The sequence below is a fragment of the Streptomyces sp. NPDC026575 genome, from assembly GCF_055567415.1.
Map to the genome: position 1 here is coordinate 102218 of NZ_JBVHQM010000004.1, position 12993 is coordinate 115210.

A 12993-nucleotide genomic window follows, 5' to 3' on the forward strand; every position below is an offset into this window, starting at 1 on the left:
AGAGGGATGAGGCGGGAAGCAAGGGGCGTACAGGCGCGAAAGCGGGGCAGGCCGGACCGGACCGGCCCGGTCGGCTACCGCATCAATTCCCCCGCATTGACCAGCAGCGACTGGCCCGTGATGGCGCGCGCCCGGTCGGAGGCCAGGAAGACCGCGGTCTCCGCCACGTCCGCGTCCGTCGCCAGCTCGGGCAGCGCCATCCGCTCGGCGAGCCGGGCGAGCACCTCGGACTCCGGCACGCCTTCGCTGTGCGCCTGGAACCGTACGTACGCCTCGACGGGCGGGCCCCACATCCAGCCAGGCTGCACGGTGTTGACCCGAATCCGGTCCGGGCCCAGCTCGCGCGCCAGCGAGTACATCGCCGAGACCAGCCCGCCCTTGGACGCCGCATACGCCGCCTGCTGCACCTGCGAAGGCGCGGCGACCGACGACTGGGTGCCGATCATCACCACCGAACCGCCGCCGCGCGCGGTGAGCGACGGCAGACAGGCCCGGGTCATCCGCAGCGTGCCGAAGAGGTTGACGTCCACGACGCCGCGCCAGGAGTCGAAGTCGGCCTCGCGCAGGCCGCCGAAGAGCGAGTCCAGCGCGGCGACATGGATCACCGCGTCGATGCCACCGAACCGCTCCACGGCGAGCGCGGCCAGCGCCTCGCACTGGGCCTCGTCGCCGATATCGGTCGCCTGCCAGGCCGTGCGCTCGCCCGAAGGATCGATCTGCGCAGCCGACTTGGCGAGATTGGCCTCCGTACGGGCTCCCAGCACGACCGAGGCGCCGTCGCGCACACAGGCCGCCGCGACCTGATGGCCGAGTCCGGCCCCGACGCCCGAGACGATGACGGTCTTGTTCCGCAGCAGCATGTCCGCCTCCCGGCCGGGCCACCCAGCGCGCATCTGACGGTGCGTCAGAGTAGGGGTGGAGGCCCGGAAAGGCCATAGCGCGCGCTCACCGGGATCCGCCCACTACCAGGATCCGCCCGCCACCGCGATCTACTGGCTACCGGGATCCGCCCACTACCGGGGTCGACCCACTACCGGGCCCTGGCCGCCGCCGGGCTCACCCGTCCCGGTGTGCGCCCTCCAGTGCCGCCCGCAGTCGGCCCAGGCCCTCGCGGATCTCCTCCGGGGAGTGCGTCACGAACGACAGCCGGACGGCCGTGGCGTCCGGGGTACCCGCGAAGAACGGCGCCCCGGGGACATAGGCGACGTCATGCCGTACGACCTCGGGCAGCAGGGCCGTGGCGTCGTAGCCCTCACACAGCGTCGCCCAGACGAACATGCCGCCCGCGGGGCGATTCCACCGCGAACCCTCGGGGAGCGCCGCGGCCAGCCCGTCGACCAGCGCGTCCCGCCGCTCTCGGTAGGCGCCGCGCACCCGCGCCAGATGGGCGTCCAGGTCCGCGTCCGCCAAGTACCGTGCCGCGGCCGCCTGATCGACGGTCGAGGTGTGCAGATCGGCGGCCTGCTTGGCGATGACGCAGGCGCGTCGCAGCCCGGCCGGCAGCCGCAGCGTGCCCAGCCGCAGTCCGGGTGCCATCACCTTGGAGAACGACCCCAGAAGTGCCGTACGGTCCTCGGCCCCGGGGAACGACGCCACCCACGGCATCGGCTCGCCCTCGAAGCGCAGCTCCCCGTACGGGTCGTCCTCGGCGATCCACAAGCCGCGGCGGGCGGCGACCTCGGCGACCGCGGCCCGTCGCTCGGCGGGCAGGGTGCGGCCGGTCGGGTTCTGGAAGGTGGGGATGACGTAGAGCAGCTTGGGCCGTTCGCGGGCGGCGATCTCGTCGAGCGCGGCCGGGTCCAGTCCGTCGTCGTCGGTGGGCACCGGCACCACCCGCGCGCCGGCGAGCGAGAAGATCTGCAGCGCCGCGAGGTAGCAGGGGTCCTCGACCAGCACCACGTCACCGGGCTCCAGCAAGGTGGTGGCCAGCAGCGACAGGCCCTGCTGGGAGCCGGTGGTCACCAGCAGGTCGGCGGCGTCGGTGGGCAGCCCGCGTGCGGTGTAGCGGGCCGCGACGGCCGCGCGCAGCACCGGATCGCCCTCGCTGGTGGAGTACTGCAGCGCCCGCTGCGGCTGTTCGGTCAGTACCTTGCGGAAGGCGTCGGCTATCCCGGCAGCGTCGAACAGCTCGGGCGCGGGCAGCCCGCCGGCGAACGAGATGACCTCGGGCCGGGCGGTGAGCGCCAGGATGTCGCGTACCGGCGAGCTGCCGGTACGCGCCGCACGCGCGGCCAACTCGGGGACGGGCGTGCGGGCGTCGGCAAGGATCACGTCCGGCATAGCGGCTCCCATCGCTCGGATCTGCGATGAACCATCGTTAGCTGCAGATGGCAGGCATCCTAGGCGCGGCGGGACGCGATGTGCAGGGATGCCCGCATGGTGAACGCGCGCGGTGCACCCGCCCCTGCTGTACGCGGTGCACCCGCCCCTGCTGTACGCGGCGCACCCCTCCCCTTCTGATGGTGCGTCAGCTACACCTGTCTGTCATGACCACAGACGCGACTGGAGACACGACCGCAGACACGACCGCAAGCGCGTCCGCACACGGCAAGGTGTCCCCGGATGCCGCGGCCGCCGTGGACCCCCGAGGCGCCGCCGCCTACGCCGAGCTGGCCGCCGTCGGCCCCTACGGGGTGCGCCCCGGCCATGCGCTGATCACCATGGTCGAACCGCATCCGGGCCACGAGTACGCCTACAACCGCTGGTACGAGGACGACCACTACATCGCCGGTGCGATGGCGATGCCCTGGATGTTCGCGGGCCGCCGCTGGGTCGCCACCCGCGAGCTGCAGTTGCTGCGCTACCCGGAGGAGTCCGCCGTCGCCCGGCCGGTCACGGCCGGCTGCTACCTCTCCACCTACTGGCTGACCGAAGGCCGCTACGACGAGCACATGAAGTGGACCGTCGGCATCAACAAGCGCCTCAACCGGGACGGTCGGGTCTATCAGGACCGTACGCATGTCTTCACGGCCTTCCAGGACCATGTGGCGACGGTCTACCGCGACGGGGCGGCGGGGCCCCGGGACTTCCATGCGCTGGACCACCCGTATGCGGGGCTGGTGCTGGAGGTGATCGACGCGGACGGTCCGGAGGGGCGGGCCGCACTGCTGGAGTGGCTGCGCGCCCGGCATCTGCCGCGGCGGCTGGCGGGTTCGCCGGCGGCGATGGTCACGGTCTTCAGGCCCACGCCGCTACCGGGGGACCGGATGACCTATGTGAAGCAGGTCGAGGGCGTCGACACCCGGCTGACGCTGCTGTGGTTCCTCCAGCAGGACCCGCGCGAGTGCTGGTCCGCGCACTTCGCCGGGCTGGGGGAGGAGGTCGCGGAGTCCGGGCTGGCGCGGGTGGAGCTGGTGGCGCCGTTCCTGCCGACCGTGCCCGGCACGGACCGGTACGTGGCTGAATTGCGCTGAGGTTTGCTCACAGGGCGTGGGCATCCGGGCATGGCCGAGCCCCCTCGGCCGGGACGGCGATCCAGTCGAGAGGGCTCTGTCTGCGGTGCGCGAACCGTGAGAGTTCAGGTCACGCCACGTCGAACGCGCCGCCGGCGACGTCCGACACGAAGCGGCTCCAGGACGAGTTGTCGAACGTGAGGCGCGGGCCCTCGGGGTCCTTGGAGTCGCGCACCGCGATGGCTGCGCTGGTGGGGACGGCGATCTCCACGCAGGCGCCATTGCCACCGGAGTACGAGGACTTGGTCCAGGAGAATGCGGAATTCGGCTGCACGGCCATGTTCACTCCAGGTCACTCTGAGTTACCGCGGATTCGGTAGTGATGACGCTACGCGCCAACATCACGAGCCGCAGAGGCCGTTCACTCGTCCGAATGGCATATTCCTTGATCTCTTTTCATGGAAGAGTCGGCGGGTGTACCGTGCGAACCCGGTTTCCGGAATCTCGCATTCCGCCCTATTTCTTCCCTGTTCGGCGTCAGCCCTCTTTCGCGCTCGGAGCCCATTTCCTTCCGTGGCCGGAGTTCACCATCTGCCGTTGCCGGGGCTCACCCCACCGCGTCCGCATGGGATTTCGCCGCGGCGGCGATGAACTCCCGGCTCTGTTCCGCGCTCAGTGCCTGTGCGCGCAGGTGCTCATACATGATCGTGTATTTGTGCACATCGTTGGTTTTCTCCAGATAGAGGTCGCTGGTGACCCCCTCGATGTACACCACGCTGGAATCCGAGGCGTCGTCGAATTCCAGGATCGAGAACGTTCCCGACATTCCGGCATGCGCGCCGGTGTCGTAGGGAAGGATCTGAATCGTCACATGCGGCAAATTGCTCATCTCGACGAGATGGTCGAGTTGCTCGCGCATGATCAGATGGCTGCCGACCACGCGCCGCAGCGCGCTCTCGTCCAGCACCACCCACAACCGCAGTGGGCGCTCGGGGTCGTTGACCCGCTCCTGGCGTCGCATCCGTACCTGGATCCGCTTCTCCAGGTGGTCCGGCGCCAGCTCGGGGACCGTGCCGGGGATGACCGCCTCGGCGTATCCGGGGGTCTGCAGCAGGCCGGGCACCAGCAGCGACTCGTAGATCCGCAGCGAGGCCGCCTCGGTCTCCAGCCCGATGTAGACGCTGTACGGGATGTCGCCGAAGGCGTGCCACCAGCCCTGCTGACGGGAGTCCTTCGCCATCTGCATCAGCGAATCGACTATCCGGTGGTCCTCGACCTCGTAGACCCCGCACAGATCGCGGACGTCGCGCTGGCTGATGCTGCGGCGGCCGTTCTCCAGTCTGCTGATCTTCGATTGGGATACCAGCAGCCGCTCGGCCACTTCTTCCGCCGTCATGCCCTTGAGCTCGCGGAGCCTACGCAGCTCCTGGCCCAACCGGCGCCGCCTGACGGTGGGATTGACAATGGACGCCACGGGAAGTGCACCTCCGGCTCCGTACTGCTGTCGTTTCTGTTCAGCAGACTGCCACTCCGAGGTCACACCGCGCAGTGAAACGCACACAGAAGGCGAGCGAGCATGTGCGCGGGGTGGCGGGCAGACCGTCGTCCAGAACGGCCGGCCCGCCACCCCGCGCTCCTTGCTGCGGCTCCCGAACGGGATGGTGGGGACGGTGGTGCGGGTGGTGCTGCGAGCGGTGCGGGTGCGCGCCGCATCGCGCCGTGGTGCGCGTGTCGCGTCCCGGCGTGTTGCGAGCGCCGTACGGCGTGTCGTGCGGCGTACGGCGGTGGTGCGGGGCGTCGCACGACGCGTGCCGGGTCGGGCGGCACGTCGTGCGGCGCTGCTACGGCGTCAGCGGGCGCCCACGCGGGCCATCCTGCTGTGGCCGCCGTGCCGTGACTGGCCCGGCGCGCCGGCCGCGTCGGCCGTGGCACGGGACGCGGGTTGCCGTACGGCTCCCGCGCCGGCGGCGGCCTGCGACCGCCGGGGCTGCGCCGCGACGCCGTTCTGTACGTCCATGACGGCGTGTGCGACCAGCCCGCCCATCGGGTCGTGGCGGATCAGATCCCGGAGACGGGAGCGCGATGACCGCCCCTCGTTGCCCGGGTAGAGGTGCTTGCCGAGTCCGACCGCATGGGCCAGCGCGGCGAGTGCCGCGGTCCGCGGGTCCGGGGGTACGCCGGTGCGGATCGCGTTGTCCAGCCGGGCCCTGATTTCCCGGCTGATGGCCGTCTCCGTCGCCTGGTAGCGCGTCGTCGGCAGTACCCCGCACATCTGTCCCGCCACGGCATGGACCATGCCGCACCGTTCGAGATGCGTGAGGTAGGTCTGGCGCAGCCCCAGTCGGGGCCCGCCGATCCAGTGGACCGCGCGCACCGGACTGCCGCGTCGGCGCAGCAGTTCGAGCGCGGAGTCCAGAGTCGGATCTCCTGTCGGCCGTGCCATCACCACGGCGATACGATCCCCGTCTGGGGCTATCCGTCCTGCCAGAGCCAGCTCTACTAGCTGGGCCCCGGCCAGGCCGAGGTCGAGCGACTGCGGCTGCGCTGTGGTACCCGTCGTCGGGTCCAAAGCGAGCAGCAGAAGCTCCTCCGGAATTGTTCTGCGGCTCCTGCCCATCCATGCCTCCCCGCGTGGATGAATGACAGGGTGACCCCTCTCACATTCATCTGTCGAGAGTGCGTGGGGGGTTCGGTAGGGAACCGGTAGGTATGTCGTTCTCGTCTTGCACGTCGGCGACAGCTATCCGTGGGGTGCAGCGGGTACCGGTTCGCGTGGCGGCGAGGTGGCGCCGCGCGGACACAGGACACTTGGGAACACTTGGCCAGGCAGCAGTGCGACGTATGAAGGAGACATCGGTGGCGGGCGAGTCCCCCGACAAGTCGGACAAGAAGCAGTCGTCGGGGAAGACGGCGCGGAGCGAACGCGATCCGCGCCTGTCCGTTTTCCGAGGGGAGCCGGACGAGCCGGCGAAGGAATCGGGCGCCGCGTCGGGCGCGAAGCGGACGTCCGAGTCCGGGGAGAAGTCCGAGGGAAAGTCCGGCGGGAAGTCCGAGGGAAAGTCCGGCGGGAAGTCCGGGGCCGAGTCCGGCGGGAAGTCCGGGGCGAAGGCCGATGCGCAGTCCGGGGTGAAGGCCGGGGCCGCGGACGCGGATGAGTCCTCGGCGGAGCCCTCGACTGGGTCCTCGGCAGAGGCTGAGGCGGAGGCGTCTGAGGCGTCTGAGGAGGCCGCTGGGGACGGTGAGGGCGCCGAGGGTGGCGACGACCGTCTGCGGGCCGCTGTGGCCGCCTGGGTCGCGGAGAAGGGCGACGAGGGCGGTGCGGATGGCGATGCCGATGCCGCTGCCGATGACGCGGCCGACGAGGTAGCTGACGACGCTTCCGCGAAGTCGGAGCCGAAGTCGGAGCCGAAGTCGGGGGCGAAGCCGGAGCAGGCGTCGAAGGCGGAGAAGCGGGCGGACGCTCCGGGCAAGGCCGACGAGAAGCCGAAGGCCGACGGGAAGTCCAAGATCGACGGGAAGGCCGAGGTCGCGGGGGAGGTCGAGGCAGAGCCGAAGGTCGAGGCTGAGGCCGCGGCGAAGGCTGAGTCCAAGTCCGAGTCCAAGTCCAAGGCCGAGTCCCAGGCGAAGGCTGAGCCCAAGGCCGAGCCCAAGGCCGAGCCCAAGGCCGAGTCCAAGCCCACGGCCGAGTCCAAGCCCAAGGTTGTCGATCAGCCGACCGCCGTCTTCAAGACCGTCGGGCCGCAGAAGGGCAAGCCCGACGAGGCCCAGGCCGACGCCGAAGCCGACGAGTCGGCGGTGGATGACGCGACCCGAGTGTTTGCTGTCGCGAAGGTAAAGGGGAAGGGTGCGGCGGCCGAGCCCGTCGACCAGGCGACCGCCGTCTTCAAGATCCCGCCGTCCGGTAAGGACGAGCCCGCGGCCAAGTCGAAGCCCGAGGCTGAACCCGACACCAAGTCCAAGCCCGACACCAAGGCGGACCCCAAGGGCAAGGGCAAGGAAGCGTCGGCCGAAGCCAAGAGCGGCGCCGAGGCCAAGGCCGAGGCCAAGACCAAGGGCGGCGCCAAGGCCGAGACCAAGGGCACCCCCGAGCGTGACGCCGAGCGGACCAGCCAGTTCGTCGCGCTGAAGTCGGCGGACGACGGCACGGCGGGCAAGTCGCTGGGCAAGACGGCGCCCAAGACGCCCACCACCCGTACGCCCGACAAGGCGGCGGAGCAGGCCGCGGAGAAGCTTGCGGAAAAGCCGACGGCATCGCCGACCGCAAAGCCGTCCGCAAAGCCGGGCGCAAAGCCGGGCGCAAAGCCGTCCGCCAAGCCCTCGGACGAGGCGTCCGACGGTGTGGCCGCCGACAAGGGCTCGGGCGCCCTGCCGTCCGCCGCCCCCGCGAAGCCGACCGCGTCCCCCCGGCCCGCCGGCCGGCCCGGCGCGATGCCGCCCGCCTCTACGGGTGCCGCGTCCGAGGCCGGTCCCGCCGCGCTGCCCGAGTCGGAGCGGACCAAGCAGGAGCCCCTGCCGCCGCTCGACCTCCTGGCGAAGCTCACCAACACCCCGCCGCCGCCCGAGACCACGCTGCGCACGGTCGTCCGCAGGTTCAAGATCTGGACCCCGCTGGCGGTGCTGCTGGCGATCATCTTCGTGATCGTCCAGGCGGTGCGCCCGCTGCCCAACCCGACGGTCGTCCTCGGCGACGCCAAGTCCTCGTTCACCTTCGAGGGCGGCAAGCTCTCCATCCCGTGGCCCGAGAGCGGGCAGGCGGCGGTCAAGGTCGTGGGCTCCGGCGACCTGGGGACGTTCGGCGAGCAGAAGCCGGTGCCGACCGCGAGCGTCGCCAAGATCATGACGGCCTACGTCATCCTCAAGGAGCACCCGCTCAAGAAGGACGAGAAGGGCCCGCAGATCGAGGTCGACGACAAGGCGGTGACCGAGGGCGGCTCCACGGACGAGTCCCGGATCGTGGGGCTCAAGGCGGGGCAGAAGTTCAGCCAGCAGGACATGCTGAAGATGCTGATGATCCCGTCCGGCAACAACATCGCCCGGCTGCTGGCCCGTTGGGACACCCAGTCCGCCAACGAGGGCGCGTTCGTCAAGAAGATGAACGAGGCCGCCAAGGACCTGGGCATGAAGGACACCACCTACACCGACCCCAGCGGTCTGGACCCCAAGACCGTGAGCACCGCCGTCGACCAGCTCAAGCTGGCCGAGGCGGTCATGAAGTTCGACGCCTTCCGGCCGATCGTCGCCATGACCAACGCGGAGATCCCGGGCCTGCCGGGGCGGATCAACAACAACAACGACAACCTGCTGCTGGAACCGGGACTGAGCATCAAGGGCATCAAGACCGGCTCCAGCACCGCGGCCGGCGGCACGCTGTCCTGGGCGGCCTACAAGACGGTGGACGGCAAGGACCGCCTGATACTGGGCACGATGCTGGGCCAGCACTTCAAGGGCCTGGACCCCAACGCGAGCAACAGCCTCACCATGGTCAAGAACAACAGCCAGAAGGTCATCGCGGCCGTCCGTGAGGCGCTGACCTCGGCCACGGCGGTGAAGAAGGGGCAGGTCGTCGGCTATGTCGACGACGGCCTGGGCGGGCTGACGCCGGTCGTCGCCACCAAGGACCTGAAGGCGGTCGGGGTCTCCGGCCAGAAGCTGAAGCTGAGCATCGGCGACGGCGGCAAGACCGTCCGGCACGAGGCGAAGGCCGGGACCACCGTCGGTGTGCTGACCGTCGGCAGCGGCCAGCGGGCCCAGAAGGTGCCGGTGGCCCTCCAGAAGGACCTCGTCGAGCCGTCCTTCGGGGCGAAGCTGACCCGGCTCGGGTGAGCGGGCCGGGGCTCCGGGCCGGCGGGCGTCAATGCCGCCGTGCCGGCCGGAGCCCCGGCACCCTGCGCTTCTCCTCCGTTCCCCCGGTCTTCTCCGTCGCCGGAGCCCGTCACCGGAGCCCGTCATCGACGTAGCGCAGACAGAGCAGGCGGCGCCACAGCAGCCGCAGGCGCCGGAGGCGTGCGCCCCCGCCATGACCCTCCGCCGCGCGCGGTGGGCCCGGGGCGCGGTGGTGCTGACGCCCTCCGGGCTGATACTGCTCCTGGGGGCGTGGGGGATCCGCCGGCAGGACGCCGTCTGGCGGGACGAGGCGGTCACCTACGACATGGCGCACCGCGCCCTGGCCGACCTGTGCCGCACGCTCCAGCACGTCGACGTCGTGCACGGCCTGTACTACGCGCTGATGCACGGCTGGTTCCGCCTCTACGACGCCACCCTCGGCGACGCCCTCGGCGCCGCGGTCGGCCTGCGGCTGCCGTCCGCGGTCGCGATGACCGCCGCCGCGGCGGGCGTCGCCCTGCTGGGCCAGCGGCTGGTCGGGCGGCGGGCGGGTCTGCTCGCGGGCCTCACCTTCGCGCTGGTCCCGGTCGTGCAGCAGTACGCACAGGAAGGGCGCTCCTACGCGACGGTCTGCGCCCTGGTCGTCTGGGCCACGATTCTGCTGGTCCGAGGCGCCGCCCGGCCGCACCGAAGGCTGTGGCTCGGGTACCCGGCGCTGATGCTGTTCGCCTGCCTGCTGCATGAGTTCGCGTGCCTGGCGCTGCCCGCACACGGCGCCGCGGTGATCCTGGCGCGCCTGCCGCGCCGCGTGCTGCGCGCCTGGGCCCTGTCCGCCGTCACCGTCCTCGCCGGTCTGGCGCCGCTCGCGGTCTTCAGCACCCGCCAGTCCGCGCAGATCGGCTGGCTCATGTGGCCGGACCCCCTGCAGCTGCTGACCTTCGCGGTGCTCGCGGTCCTCGGCCTGGCCTGCGCCCGGGTCCGGGTGCGCTCCCGCGGCCCCATCGGCCTGCGCGCCCTGGGCGTCCCGCTGCTGCTCCTCCCCACCCTCCTGCTGCTCCTGCTGTCGCACGTCGAACCGGCCTATGTCGACCGCTACGTCCTCTACTACGTCGTCGGATTCGCGCTGCTCGCCGGCGCCGCGCTGGCTCGGCTCCTCCGCCCCGCGGGTGAGTCGGGCCAGACCCGGCCGCGTCGGCTGCGCCGGATGCTGGTGCCGGCCGCGGTGCTGGCCGCGCTGCTCCCCGTCGATGTCCATCTGCGCAGCCCCGGCAGTCGGGTCGACGACGTCAGCGCGATCGCCCGCGCGGTACGGGAGATCGCCGAGCCGGGCGACGGCCTGCTCTTCATGCCGTCGCGGCGCCGCATCTGGATGGCGACCCGGCCGCAGGACTTCCGAGGTCTGACCGACCTCGCGCTGGCCACTCGCCCCTCGGCGTCCCACACCCTCTACGGGACGGAGCTGTCCGGCGACGCGATCCGCGAGCGGATACTGGTCAGCCGCCGCATCGTGGTCGCCGGGGACCCGGCCGGGCAGCTGTCGGACGACAGCGATCAGGAGATCGCCAAGCGGGCCACGCTGCGCTCGTCGTTCGTGGAGTGCGAGGTCACGGAGGTGCGGGGGGCCCGGATGGCGCTCTACGCGCGAGTGGGCGGCGCGGGCGACGGGGGCGGCGCGGGCGCGGGAGGGTGCTGAGGCGGAACGGCGCTGTTAACAACGCTCGTGATCAATACACCTAGCCCGCCCGTCACAGCAGATCCGCCCCCACCCCGTCGATCCCCAGCAGTTCCTTCAGCGCCGTCGCCCCGTCGTGGGTGAGGCGGACCGCCCGGCCGCTGCCGACGCGGCGGACCCAGTGGCGGTCCAGGAGGCGGTCGCAGAGGCGGGCGCCGGCCGTGCCCGCGAGATGGGGGCGGCGCTCGGTCCAGTCGAGGCAGCCGCGGGCCTGCGGGCGGCGGCCGGTGCGCAGTGCGGTGGGGGCGATGCCCAGCTCGTCGGAGAGCCAGGCCCGGCCGGTGTCGGTGAGCGCGAAGCCGCCGTCCTGGTCGAGCAGGCCGCGCCTGGTCATCGCGTCGGTGATGGTCACGCCGAGCCGGCCGGCCAGGTGGTCGTAGCAGGTACGGCCCCGGGCGAGCGCCGCGGAGGCGTTCACCGCGCGCAGCCCGCGCGGCTTCTCCACCGGCCGGTCGAGCTGCGCGGTCAGCGACTCCAGCAGCTCGGCGACGTGCGGGCCGGCCAGCTGGACGTAGCGGTGGCGGCCCTGGCGCCGCTCGACGAGCAGCCCGCCCTCGGTCAGCCGGGTCAGATGCTCGCTCGCCGTCGAGGGCGCGACCTGCGCATATGCCGCCAGCTCACCGGCCGTCCAGGCGCGGCCGTCCAGCAGCGCCAGGCAGAAGGAGGCACGGGTGCGGTCCGCGAGCAGCGCGGCCAGCCGCGCGAGCTCGATGCTGTACGCCGGAGTGGTCATGACTCGATTGTCCGCCGCGAGTCTTCGGTGCCTACCGAAGGAAGTCATGCCTACGGTGCCCGTATGAGTGCCTCTCCGGAGTACGCCACCTTCCATTTCCACGCGCTGCACCACGCCGACCAGCCGCTGCTGCTGCCCAACGCCTGGGATGTCGCCTCGGCCGTCGCGCTTGCCGGGGCCGGGTATGCGGCGATCGGCACGACGAGCCTGGGGGTCGCCGCGGCCCACGGCTACCCGGACGGGCGCGCCCTCGCCGAGGTCCGGGATGCGACGCTGGCCCTGGCGGTGCGCCTCAACGGCCGGCTGGCCTGTCCGTACACCGTCGACATCGAGGGCGGCTTCGGCGGCGACCCGTCCCAAGTCGCCGAACTGGCCGGTGATTTGGCGGATGCCGGGGCCGCGGGGCTCAATCTGGAGGACGGGCTGCCCGGTGGCGCGGGGCTACAGGATCCGGTCCGGCAGGCCGAGTTGATTGCCGCGGCGAAGGAGCGCGCGCCGGGGCTGTTCCTCAACGCCCGGATCGACACCCACTGGCTGGTGGCCGCTCCGCCGCCGCTGTCGGCGACGCTCGCGCGCGCCGAGAGCTACCTGGCGGCGGGCGCGGACGGCATCTTCGTACCGGGCGTGGTTGCCGACGACGATGTATCGGCGCTGGTCAGCGAGGTTCCCGCACCGCTGAACATCCTCTTCGCGCCCGGACGGCACACCGTCAGCCGACTGGCGGAACTCGGTGTGCGCCGCATCAGCACCGGCTCACTGCTCTTCCGTACGGCCCTGTCGGCCGCCCTCGGAACGGCGGATGCGATCCGTACGGGACGGGAGCTGCCGGATGTGACGGGAGGGGCTGGTGCGGTACTGGGGTATCAGGAGATGCAGCGGTTGCTGGGGGAGTAGCGGCCGGCGGGGAGCGCCGGGCCCGGCAGCTCAGCCCTGCGGGCTGCGGGCCCCGTGGCGGCGGCGGTGCACGGCGACGACCGTACAGGCCACGCCCAGTGCGCCCGCGCCGCCCAGCAGCCCCGCCTTGGGCAGGTGGCCGGCCCTCTCGGCCAGCCCGGCCAGACCGTTGTCGGGCAGCATGATCGACGTGCGGCTCTCCGTGGGCGCGGTGGAATCGGCGGCGGAGGCGGCGCCCGCGGGAAGCAGCAGGACCGCCAGCGCGCCGGTCGCGACGGTGGCGGTACGGATCACGGTGCGGCACTGGGCCCGCATGGGTACTCCTCGTCGGGGCGGCTCGGCTCGGGCCGCCGTAGGGGCGCGGTAACGAGACAGCACGTTACGGAGCGTCCTTAACGGCGATCCATACGTTGTGTAAC

At 71.6% G+C, this 12993-nt stretch carries 11 protein-coding genes; 4 read left to right on the forward strand and 7 right to left on the reverse strand.

Translation table 11 applies throughout. The annotated features are described in order from the left end of the window. Positions 1-74: 74 nt before the first annotated feature. Positions 75-860: an SDR family oxidoreductase gene (locus ACZ4NB_RS06650; RefSeq protein ID WP_467659173.1), complete on the reverse strand. Its 786-nt coding sequence runs from the start codon at positions 858-860 to the stop codon at positions 75-77. A gap of 196 nt (positions 861-1056) precedes the next feature. Next, complete coding sequence (locus tag ACZ4NB_RS06655) at positions 1057-2280, reverse strand: aminotransferase-like domain-containing protein (protein ID WP_467658785.1); 1224 nt, start codon at positions 2278-2280, stop codon at positions 1057-1059. Between the two features lie 206 nt (positions 2281-2486). Here ACZ4NB_RS06655 and ACZ4NB_RS06660 point away from each other — a divergent pair, with 206 nt between their 5' ends. Continuing rightward, a complete protein-coding gene (locus ACZ4NB_RS06660; protein ID WP_467658787.1) occupies positions 2487-3413 on the forward strand; it encodes a hypothetical protein in 927 nt (308 codons plus the stop codon). A gap of 109 nt (positions 3414-3522) precedes the next feature. Here the strand turns inward: ACZ4NB_RS06660 and ACZ4NB_RS06665 are convergent, their stop codons facing one another. The 3 genes from ACZ4NB_RS06665 to ACZ4NB_RS06675 form a co-directional block, all read right to left on the reverse strand. Next, complete coding sequence (locus tag ACZ4NB_RS06665; protein WP_467659175.1) at positions 3523-3732, reverse strand: DUF397 domain-containing protein; 210 nt, start codon at positions 3730-3732, stop codon at positions 3523-3525. Positions 3733-3999: 267 nt separating this feature from the next. Then, complete coding sequence (locus ACZ4NB_RS06670; protein ID WP_467658788.1) at positions 4000-4866, reverse strand: helix-turn-helix domain-containing protein; 867 nt, start codon at positions 4864-4866, stop codon at positions 4000-4002. Between the two features lie 375 nt (positions 4867-5241). Further along, positions 5242-6009, reverse strand: a complete 768-nt coding sequence (locus ACZ4NB_RS06675) for a GOLPH3/VPS74 family protein (protein WP_467658790.1) — start codon at positions 6007-6009, stop codon at positions 5242-5244. A 239-nt stretch (positions 6010-6248) separates the two neighbouring features. Between ACZ4NB_RS06675 and ACZ4NB_RS06680 the strand changes: the two genes are divergently transcribed. Together ACZ4NB_RS06680 and ACZ4NB_RS06685 are read left to right on the forward strand one after the other, a co-directional pair. After that, positions 6249-9215 carry a D-alanyl-D-alanine carboxypeptidase family protein gene (locus tag ACZ4NB_RS06680; protein WP_467658792.1) on the forward strand — a complete coding sequence of 989 codons (2967 nt, stop codon included), beginning with the start codon at positions 6249-6251 and terminating at the stop codon, positions 9213-9215. A 193-nt stretch (positions 9216-9408) separates the two neighbouring features. Next, positions 9409-10908, forward strand: coding sequence for a glycosyltransferase family 39 protein (locus tag ACZ4NB_RS06685; protein WP_467658794.1), 1500 nt, complete (start codon positions 9409-9411; stop codon positions 10906-10908). Positions 10909-10960: 52 nt separating this feature from the next. On the opposite strand, the gene ACZ4NB_RS06690 is transcribed toward ACZ4NB_RS06685, so the two are convergent. Next, complete coding sequence (locus ACZ4NB_RS06690; protein WP_467658796.1) at positions 10961-11680, reverse strand: ArsR/SmtB family transcription factor; 720 nt, start codon at positions 11678-11680, stop codon at positions 10961-10963. 63 nt (positions 11681-11743) lie between these two features. Here ACZ4NB_RS06690 and ACZ4NB_RS06695 point away from each other — a divergent pair, with 63 nt between their 5' ends. Continuing rightward, a complete protein-coding gene (locus ACZ4NB_RS06695; protein ID WP_467658798.1) occupies positions 11744-12574 on the forward strand; it encodes an isocitrate lyase/PEP mutase family protein in 831 nt (276 codons plus the stop codon). A gap of 30 nt (positions 12575-12604) precedes the next feature. Here the strand turns inward: ACZ4NB_RS06695 and ACZ4NB_RS06700 are convergent, their stop codons facing one another. Continuing rightward, positions 12605-12889 (reverse strand): hypothetical protein, encoded by a 285-nt coding sequence (locus ACZ4NB_RS06700; protein ID WP_467658800.1) that lies wholly within the window; start codon positions 12887-12889, stop codon positions 12605-12607. Positions 12890-12993: the final 104 nt, after the last annotated feature.

Coding starts and splice junctions, on each gene's coding strand:
- ACZ4NB_RS06650 (WP_467659173.1), bottom strand. CDS start 860: ATGCTGCTGCGGAACAAGACCGTCATCGTCTCGGGCGTCGGGGCCGGA.
- ACZ4NB_RS06655 (WP_467658785.1), bottom strand. CDS start 2,280: ATGCCGGACGTGATCCTTGCCGACGCCCGCACGCCCGTCCCCGAGTTG.
- ACZ4NB_RS06660 (WP_467658787.1), top strand. CDS start 2,487: ATGACCACAGACGCGACTGGAGACACGACCGCAGACACGACCGCAAGC.
- ACZ4NB_RS06665 (WP_467659175.1), bottom strand. CDS start 3,732: ATGGCCGTGCAGCCGAATTCCGCATTCTCCTGGACCAAGTCCTCGTAC.
- ACZ4NB_RS06675 (WP_467658790.1), bottom strand. CDS start 6,009: ATGGGCAGGAGCCGCAGAACAATTCCGGAGGAGCTTCTGCTGCTCGCT.
- ACZ4NB_RS06685 (WP_467658794.1), top strand. CDS start 9,409: ATGACCCTCCGCCGCGCGCGGTGGGCCCGGGGCGCGGTGGTGCTGACG.
- ACZ4NB_RS06690 (WP_467658796.1), bottom strand. CDS start 11,680: ATGACCACTCCGGCGTACAGCATCGAGCTCGCGCGGCTGGCCGCGCTG.
- ACZ4NB_RS06695 (WP_467658798.1), top strand. CDS start 11,744: ATGAGTGCCTCTCCGGAGTACGCCACCTTCCATTTCCACGCGCTGCAC.
- ACZ4NB_RS06700 (WP_467658800.1), bottom strand. CDS start 12,889: ATGCGGGCCCAGTGCCGCACCGTGATCCGTACCGCCACCGTCGCGACC.